Below are 7,158 nucleotides of genomic sequence, written 5' to 3'. Positions count from 1 at the left end.
GCCGGGCCCGCGCCCCTCGAGCAGATCATGCGCGAGGAAGCGCACGTGGCCGCGCAGAAGGTTGGCGTCGATCGCCTGTGAAGCGGCCTTCTCCGCGGGAGTGGTGAGCGGCACGCCCTGCGCGAGGACGGGCAGAGCGGTAGAGATGAAGAGCAGGGCCAGCAGGCGCTTCATGAGGCAGAGCCCTAACATGAAGCTCCGCTCCTCAGCAGGCCCAATCGTGGCCCGAGGAAGCGGCCGCGAGGTGGGTCCCCTGCCCGGTCATGCCGGCTCGGTGGCCGGCGGCGCCACCTTCCACGTGGTGCCGCCTGCCGTGTCCATGATCTCCACGCCCTTCGTCTTCAGCTCCGTGCGCAGCCGGTCCGCCTCGGCGAAGTTCTTCGCCTTGCGCGCCTCGTTGCGCTGGGCGATGAGCCGCTCCACCTCCGCCACGTCGATGCCGCGCTCGCGCACGGCCCGCTCTCGCCGGCGCAGGAGCCACTGCCCCGGCTCATCCTCGAACAGCCCCAGCACGCCGGACACCTTGCGCACCACGTCCAGCAGCGCCTGGAGCGTGCGCCCCATCAGGGCCTTGTCCTTCACCGGCGGCTTGTCCACCAGCTCGTTCATCAACGTAAACAGGCCCGACAGCCCTCCCAGCGCTCCGGCGAAGTTGAAGTCGTCGTCCATCGCCGCCTCGAACTCGCGCAGGAAGCGCTCCGGCTCGCCATGCACCGGCCCCTTGCCGAAGTCCTTGCCCTCCACGCGCTCGCTCACCTTGCGCAGCGTCTCGTAGAAGTACTCCATGCGCTGCTCGGCGTCCGCGATCGCCTTGTCCGAGAAGCCCAGCGGGTGCCGGTAGTGCGTGGACAGGAAGAAGAAGCGCAGCGCCTCGGCGTCCACCTTCGCCAGCGCGTCGCGCAGCCGCACCACGTTGCCCAGCGACTTGGACATCTTCGCGCCTTCCATGTCCAGGAAGCCGCAGTGCATCCAGTACTTCGAGAACGGCTTGCCGCTGGCCGCCTCGCTCTGGGCGATCTCGTTCTCGTGGTGCGGGAAGATCAGATCCAGCGCGCCCCCATGGATGTCGAACGACTCGCCCAGGTAGCGCGCGCTCATCGCCGAGCACTCGATGTGCCAGCCCGGCCGCCCCTTGCCCCACGGGCTGTCCCACGCCGGCTCGCCCGGCTTGGCCGCCTTCCAGAGCGCGAAGTCCAGCGGCTCGTGCTTCTGCTCGCCCGGCTGCACGCGCTCGCCCGCGCGCAAGTCGTCCAGGTTGCGCTTGGACAGCTTGGCGTACTCGGGATAGCGGCTCACCGCGAAGTACACGTCCCCCTGGGACTCGTACGCCACGCCCTTCTCCACCAGCTTCTCGATGATGCGGAGGATCTCCGCCAGGTGCTCGCTCACCTTCGGCGAGACGTCCGGCTCCTTCATGTGCAGCGCCCGAGCATCCTCCCGGAACGCCTCCACGAAGCGCGCGGCCAGCGCCACCGGCTCCTCGCCCGTCTCGTGCGCCGCCTTGATGATCTTGTCGTCCACATCCGTGTAGTTGCGGACGTACGTCACCCGGTAGCCCCGGTATCGCAGGTACCTCACCACCACATCGAAGGAGGTGAAAGTGCGAGCATTGCCTACATGAATATAGCTATAGACGGTGGGGCCGCAGACGTAGATGCGAACGGCCCCTGGCTCGAGTGGAACCAGCGGTTCCTTCTGCATCGTCAGCGTGTTGAAGAGCATGATCGACGGCTGAGCCACGGCGGGTGTTCCTCCCATCAGTCAACGGACGGATCCACTCTAAGCACCTGAATGTGGCAGAGTCAGCCACCTTTCTGGGACAATGGTGTCAGGTATGGCTCCCTCCAACCCCAAACGCCCGCCGCGCCCTCCCCGCCCCCCGGGCGTGGCGGCGTCCAAGAAGGAGGACGTGGAGCTGCCCTTCGACGACGACGAGGTGGCGCCGCTGCAGGAGGATGATCCCCGTCCGCAGCGAGTTCCGCAGTACCCCGCCGGACCGCGCCGCAACGCCCGCAGCCCCCGAGGCCCGCGCGACGGCACCAAGGATCGCGAGCTGGCCACGCGGTTCGATCCGAACGAGTACTCGGATCCGGGCTACGCGCCCGTGTTCCTCTATGTGGAGAAGGGCCCCGGGGCCGGACAGCTCATCCCGGTGAAGCAGGGGCCGCTCGTGATTGGCCGGGCGTCCGCGTGTGACTTGCGGCTCCAGCACCCGTCCATCAGCCGCCGCCACGCGCAGCTCATGCGCCAGGCCGAGCGCTTCGTCCTGCGCGATCTGGGCAGCCAGAACTTCACCTTCGTCAACCGGCTGAAGGTCACCTCGGATCAGGAGATCCAGGTGGGTGACGAGATCGCCCTGGGCAACGCGGTGCTGAAGCTGAGGGGCCCGGGAGTCTCCTCGGACAAGGTGCCCCAGGTGGAGGTCCCCGTCCGAGCGCCTGCCCGGAAGGGCCCGAGCCTCACGCGCGTGGTGCTCGTGGCCGCGGCGGTGGGCTCGGCCGTGGCGGCCCTGCTGACCGTGGCCTTCTTGAAGTTCTCGAGCTCGCCGCGCCCAGCGGCACCCACAGGCGCTCAGAGCGCCCCGCCCGCCACGAAGACTCCCGAGCAGAAGGCGGAGGAGGCCTATGTCCCGCCGCCTCCGGCCTCGGAAGAGGAGCACAAGCCCGCGGCGGAGGCGGAAGAGGAGTCTCCTCGCGCCCTCAAGCCCCTCCAGCCCAAGGCGGAGGAGGCCACGCCCTCGGGGCACAAGTCCTCAGGCCCACGAGCCAGCACCCTGAAGGCGAAGGCCATCGCGTCGCGCAAGTTGAGCGCCAAGAGCGCCAAGGGCTCCCCCCAGTTGCAAGAGCCCGAGAGCGAAGCTCCGCGCGCCGCCGAGAAGGCTCCTGTGGCCGCCGTAGACCCCGCCGACGTCCGCAGCCGCTACGAGAAGGGAGACGTGGACGGCGCGTTGAGCCTGGCGCGCGAGGGGCGGGTTGAGCCGACAGCCACGAAGATCGCCCAGTTCCAGAGCGAGCAGTCGGCGGGTGAGCAGGCCTTGAAGGCCCAGGATACCGCCGGGGCGATCCAGCACTTCGCCATCGCCGTCATGGTGGATCAGGAGCTGTCGCAGGGCTGGAGTGTCCAGGGCCGCAACCTGCGCAAGCAGCTCGGGAAGCTCTACACGCAGACCGGACAGCAGCAGGCGAAGACGGGCACCCGGGACGCGGCCCGCGAGTCCTTCGAGATGGCGCTCAAGTACGACCCGTCCAACGCCGTGGCGAAGTCGGAGCTGCAGCAGCTCGGCGGAAAGAAGTAGCGCTCACCCCACGGGCCAGGAACCAGCCGTTGATGGCGATGATGAACACCAGCAGCAGCGCCACCGCCAGCCGCCCGAAGTCCTCTCCCGGCCGCTGTCCCTCGATCACGATCCACAACCGTCCCTGAAGCGGCTGCACCTCGCCCTTCGAGCGCAGGAGCTCGAAGGCATCGCGGTAGCGTGACGCGTCCTCCTCGGCGAGCAGCCGCCCCCTCACCGCGAAGGGCCGCTGGTTCGGCTGCGGAGGCTTGCGGCCCGGGGCCCACTCCTCCCCCGGCAACGCCGGGCGGCGCACCACGAAGGGCGTCTCCCTCAGCCCCACCAGGACGAACACCGCCTCCCCTTCCCGCTCATAGGCGCCAGAGGCCGTCGGGAGGCCATGCAGCTGGACGTAGCGATTGGAGACCAGCTCCGGGTAGCGGTAGTCCCCCTCCGCGCCCAGCGACAGCGGCTCCCGAGGCGAGAAGAAGTACCGCACCTCGCGCCACTGCATCACCAGCAGCGCCGCCGCCACCCCGATGGCCACCAGCGACACCGGCGCCCTCAGCGGGCTGCGCGGCCGCCGCGCCAGCCGGGACTCCAGCTCGGCGATGCGCCGCTCCCGCTCCTCCCGGACGAGCTGTTCTTCGGACATGAAAAAGCCCCGGGTTCCTCTGGGGAGCCCGGGGCCGAGCATGCGCCAGCGGCGCAGCCAGTGCTAGGCGGTGATGTTGAAGATCTTCTTCAGGTCCGACTCGATCTCTTCCTCGGAGCAGTCCTTGGCCAGCGACAGCTCCTTGATCAGCAGCGAGCGCGCCGTGTCCAGCATCTTGCGCTCACCAAAGGAGAGATCCTTGTCGCCCTTCAGGAGGTAGAGATCGCGCAGCACCTCGGCGATCTCGAAGACGGAGCCCGTCTTGATCTTCTCCATGTACTCGCGATAGCGGCGGTTCCAGGTCGTCGAGTCGACCGAGATGTCCTTCTCCTTGAGGATGGAGTAGACCTGCTTGACGTCCTCCTCGCTGATGATCTCGCGGAGGCCCACCGATCCGACCTTGTTGATCGGGATCATGATCCGCATCCCGTTCTCCAGGATGCGCAGCACGTAGAACGACTGGCGCTGCCCGGCAACCTCGGTGTGCTCGATGCCCATCACCTCTCCCACGCCCTGCCCCGGGTAAACCGCCTTGTCACCAGTCTTGAAGCTGGTCTGCACTCGTTACCGCCTCCTTGAATGATCCGGCTCCGGCCTACGACGGAAGCTCGGCACTACTACCACAAACCACATATTCCGGCAACAGAACTGCTCCGGAGATCTTGACCGCCTCAAAACGCTCGAACTACCGTGTCGGATTTCATGCGCCCCGCCCTTCTCTGTGGGTGGGGTGCCGGTGATAGGACGGGCGAGGTGGGGTGTGGATCGTTTTCTGTGGCGCGACCTTGGGGCGCGCCCGCTTTTCTTTCCTGCATTAGCGGTACTGCTCGGCGCGGCTGCGCACGCCGAGGGAACGAGCCCTCTCAGCGGGAAATTCCTGATCCTCGCGGCTCTCCTGAGTACGGCCGTGCTTGCGCTCGCTCGGCTGCCTGGTGCGCACCTGGCGCTGCTGCTCGCGCTGGGGCTCACGGGCCTGGGGTTGGCGGGGTTCGAGTCTCGGGTGGAAGTGCCCGAGGAGCTGGCCGAGGGCGGAGCCGCGGTGCTCGAGGGGGAGCTCGAGCGCGTGGACCCTTTCGAGGATTCCACGCGCGTCCTGCTGGCCGTGGCCCGGGCGGGAGTGGAGGCCTCCTCCGCGGTGCCGGCCCACTTCCGCGCGAGCCTCTACCTCCATGGTGGCACACCCTCGCTGCTGCCGGGGCAACGTGTCCGGGTGGAGGCGAAGCTCCAACCGCTGGAGCCTCCCAGCAACCCGGGCGAGAAGAACTTCACGGCGGTCCGGCAGCGCCAGGCAGTCGCGTTCTCCGGCAGCGCCGTGGCGGGGCGGCTCCTGGTGCTGTCGGCGGCTCCCGCGTGGCGACAGTATGTGGCGCGCACCCAGGATGGGCTGTCGGTGGCGGTGCGGCGCCTGGCGCCCTCCGAGGATGCGGCGGCGTTCTTCCTCACGCTCGCCGCGGGGCAGCGCGCCGCGCTCGATGACTCGCTGGAGGAGGCATTCTCTCGCAGCGGGCTGGCCCATGTGCTGAGCGTGAGCGGGCTGCATGTGGCGGCGCTGGCGCTGATGACGCTGGCGCTGCTGCGCAAGGTGCTGGTCCGGCTGGGCGGGCGCTTCCGAGGGTTGGAGGCGCGCCGGCTGGCGGCGCCTGCTTCCGTGCCCTTTGTCTGGGCCTACGTCGTCTTCACGGGCAACCAGCCTCCGGCGGTGCGCTCGGCGGTGATGGCCTCGGTGGTGCTGCTGGGGCTCGCGCTGTGGCGGCGATCGGATGGGCTCAACAGCCTGGCCGCCGCGGCGATCGTGCTCGTCATCTGGACTCCTTCCAGTGTCGTGGATCTGTCGCTGCAGCTCTCCTTCCTGGCGGTGCTGAGCTTGCTGCTGCTCACGCCCGCACTGCGAGGGGCCATCCCCATCGAGCCGCCAGATCCGAAAGAGGAGCGGCGGGTGAGGCGATGGCTGGGACAGACTCGGGAGACCATCCTCGAGACCTTCTGCGCGAGCGCCTCGGCCACGCTGGCCAGCGTGCCCCTCGTGGCCAGCGCTTTTGGCCGCGCCAGCCTCGCGGGGCTCGTCTCCAACATCGTCTGCATGCCCCTGTGCGGGCTGCTCACGGGGTTCGCCGCTGGCGGCGCGGCGATCTTCACCGTCTCACCGTGGCTGGCCACTCCCGTGCTGTGGGGTGGCGCCTGGGTCTCGGAGCTGTTGCTGATCCTCACCCGCTTCTTCGCCGCGGTGCCGTTCGCCACCGTGAAGCTGCCCACGTTCGGCGCGGGGCTCACGGCCATGTACGCCGCCGGGCTCGCGGCCTGGGCGCTGGGGGTGGGACGCTGGCGCTTCGGAGTGCTGCTCTCGCCCGCGGCCTTGACGATTGCCCTCCTGGCGCCAGTGCTCGCGCCCCAGCCTCCCCTGCGCATCACGTTCCTCTCCGTGGGCCAGGGAGACTCGGCGGTCCTCAGCTCACGCGGGCACTACGCGCTCGTGGACGGTGGCGGTGTGCCTGGAGGCGGCGACACCGGCACCCGCTTCGTCCTTCCCTTCCTCGATCACGAGCACATCAATCGGTTTGATCTCGCCGTGCTCTCCCATCCCCATCCAGATCATGCGCTGGGGATGATCTCCACGCTGGCGCAGGTACACACCGAGCGGCTGTGGCTGCCCGCGGGCAGTACGGATGGTGACTTGTCCCGGAAGCTGATCGCCGCCGCGGCGGGCGCGAAGGTCGAGGAGGTCCAGGTGGGCTGGCCTTCGTTCACGCTCGGCGAGGCCACCCTGCAGGTGCTCGCGCCACCCCTCCCCGAGGATCGCGAGCTGCTCGAAGGCGTGAATGATCGCAGCGTGGTGGTCCTCGTGCGCCACGGCGATGTGACCGTGCTGCTGGCCGGAGATGTCGAGGAGGCCGGGGAGGAGGTGATGCTCGATCGCCTGGGTCCCGTCACGGTGCTCAAGGCGCCCCACCACGGCTCTCGAACGTCCTCCACCGAGCCCTTCCTGGCCAAGACCCGCCCCCGGTTCGTCGTCTTCTGCGTGGGGCGCCGCAACCGGTTCGGCTTCCCCCACCCGGAGATCATCGAGCGCTACCGCGCCCTCGGCACCGAGTGCTTCCGTACGGATGTGGACGGTGCAGTCACCCTCGAGAGCGATGGGAGGGATGTCCGCCTGCACGGCTACCTGCCGCGCGAGGAGATGCAGCCCGGCTCCACCGTTGCCCCTGTCGCCCACCGTCCCCAGCCTTGAGGG

General features: G+C 68.8%; 5 protein-coding genes and 1 pseudogene. 2 read left to right on the top strand and 4 right to left on the bottom strand.

What is annotated here, in order from left to right:
• Together ACJ8AT_RS30515 and cysS are read right to left on the bottom strand one after the other, a co-directional pair.
• Positions 1 to 192: pseudogene (locus ACJ8AT_RS30515) on the bottom strand (peptidase M28); the annotation flags it as partial.
• A 69-nt stretch (positions 193 to 261) separates the two neighbouring features.
• Positions 262 to 1,758, bottom strand: coding sequence for a cysteine--tRNA ligase (cysS, locus tag ACJ8AT_RS30510; RefSeq protein ID WP_407741454.1), 1,497 nt, complete (start codon positions 1,756 to 1,758; stop codon positions 262 to 264).
• Positions 1,759 to 1,885: 127 nt separating this feature from the next.
• Between cysS and ACJ8AT_RS30505 the strand changes: the two genes are divergently transcribed.
• A complete protein-coding gene (locus tag ACJ8AT_RS30505) occupies positions 1,886 to 3,295 on the top strand; it encodes an FHA domain-containing protein (RefSeq protein ID WP_407741453.1) in 1,410 nt (469 codons plus the stop codon).
• On the opposite strand, the gene ACJ8AT_RS30500 is transcribed toward ACJ8AT_RS30505, so the two are convergent.
• Complete coding sequence (locus ACJ8AT_RS30500) at positions 3,231 to 3,929, bottom strand: hypothetical protein (protein ID WP_407741452.1); 699 nt, start codon at positions 3,927 to 3,929, stop codon at positions 3,231 to 3,233. The genes ACJ8AT_RS30505 and ACJ8AT_RS30500 overlap by 65 nt on opposite strands.
• Positions 3,930 to 3,992: 63 nt before the next feature.
• Positions 3,993 to 4,490: a CarD family transcriptional regulator gene (locus ACJ8AT_RS30495; RefSeq protein WP_044193521.1), complete on the bottom strand. Its 498-nt coding sequence runs from the start codon at positions 4,488 to 4,490 to the stop codon at positions 3,993 to 3,995.
• Positions 4,491 to 4,836: 346 nt separating this feature from the next.
• Between ACJ8AT_RS30495 and ACJ8AT_RS30490 the strand changes: the two genes are divergently transcribed.
• Positions 4,837 to 7,155 carry a DNA internalization-related competence protein ComEC/Rec2 gene (locus ACJ8AT_RS30490; RefSeq protein ID WP_407741451.1) on the top strand — a complete coding sequence of 773 codons (2,319 nt, stop codon included), beginning with the start codon at positions 4,837 to 4,839 and terminating at the stop codon, positions 7,153 to 7,155.
• Positions 7,156 to 7,158: the final 3 nt, after the last annotated feature.

It is taken from the genome of Hyalangium sp. (assembly GCF_045802625.1).
Classification (GTDB): Bacteria; Myxococcota; Myxococcia; order Myxococcales; family Myxococcaceae; genus Hyalangium.
This window is presented reverse-complemented; position numbering and strand designations above follow the sequence as displayed.